General features: G+C 65.9%; 2 protein-coding genes. Both read right to left on the bottom strand.

Features of this window, described 5'->3' with window-relative positions; all coding sequences use genetic code 11:
* On the bottom strand, positions 1–308 hold a 308-nt coding region (locus tag EIP75_RS23730; RefSeq protein WP_233585025.1), incomplete at its 3' end, for an ATP-binding protein.
* On the bottom strand, positions 301–1,363 hold a 1,063-nt coding region (locus tag EIP75_RS23725), incomplete at its 5' end, for a Mu transposase domain-containing protein (protein ID WP_148100983.1). The genes EIP75_RS23730 and EIP75_RS23725, both read right to left, overlap by 8 nt.

Raw genomic sequence — 1,363 nt, 5'->3', positions numbered from 1 at the left:
ACCAACACCACGTTGTGCGCCTGCTCGGTGAACGCCATGCCGGCCAGTTGCTCGATAAGCTTTTTGTCCACCGGCGAGCACGCGAAGTCAAACCCCGCCAGGTCGCGGTGCACGGGGAACTTGGCCGTGTGCATCTGGTAGCTGATCGAGCGCATGGCACGGTCCGTGACTTCCGCTTGCAGCAGGTGCTCCAGCAGCCAGCGCGAGCTCTCCAGCGTGACATGGCCGCCTTGTTTGACCAGCTCCTCCCAGGCCCCGGCCATACCGTACAGGCGCAGCTCTTTGAGCTCCTTGTCCAGCTCACGCATGATCGGCCTCCTGCACATCGCTGCCGGCGCGCAGGCTGTCGTAGCGGGCCGTGTTGGCCAGGGGAGACTGGCTCACTTGCAGGATGGTCGCCACCGTCTCGGGCAGTGGCTGCGCTTGCAGACGTGCCAGCACGTTGACGACGTGTTCGCAGCTCACCCGCCCCGATGGCGGTGCGCTCTCCAGGGCCAGCTCCACGGCCACCAGCACCGCGTCCAGCCCTTGCTTGGGCACCTCGGCCAGCACCTGCGCCATGACCTTGTCGCCTCCCTCCTGGTGCACCAAGGCGCGGCGCATGCGCTGCAAGGGCTCGGGCAGGTCCGCAAAGGGCGCACCATTGCGCAGCGCGCCTGGCTTGCGCTCGATCAGCGGCACGTAATGCTGCCAGTCGTAGCGGGTCTGGTTGCGATCACTCAGGCGCTCATGCGTGGCCACCACCGCATCACCTGCCACCACCACAATCTGCGCCGGGTACAGGCGTGTGCTGACCATCTGCGCCGCCCATTCGCAGGGCACCGAATAGCGGTTGCGTGCCACCGTCACCAAACAGGTGCTGCTGACCTTCGCGGGGGTCTCGACGTAGCCATCAAAGGCCACTGGCATGGGCATCAGCTGGCCTTGTTCCAGCTCCAGCATCTCGGCAATGCTGAACGCCTTGTGCTGCGGATGGCGCAGCTCCTGCCACAGCGCCCGGCAGCGCTCGCCCAGCCACGCGTTGAGCTCGGCGAAGCTGCCAAAGCGCCGCTGTCCAGCCTCCACCCAGATGCGACGGCGGCTGTCTTGCACGTCCTTCTCCACGCGACCCTTCTCCCAGCCACTGGCACGGTTGCAAAAATCTGGNTCCACCGCCGTCTTCATGTTGTCGTAGATGCCCCGGCGTGCCACGCCGCCCAGCGCTGCAAAGCTGCGTGTGTGCGCATCAAACAGCATCTCGTGCCCCTGGCTGGGGTAGGCCACCAGCCAGAACGCCCCACTGGCGCACAGCTTCATGTGCGCCACCTGCAGCCGGTAGTACACCCCACCGACCACCAAGCCGTCTTCGCTCCAGTCGAACTGG

Source organism: Aquabacterium soli, from assembly GCF_003933735.1.
Taxonomy (GTDB): domain Bacteria; phylum Pseudomonadota; class Gammaproteobacteria; order Burkholderiales; family Burkholderiaceae_C; genus Aquabacterium; species Aquabacterium soli.
This window is presented reverse-complemented; position numbering and strand designations above follow the sequence as displayed.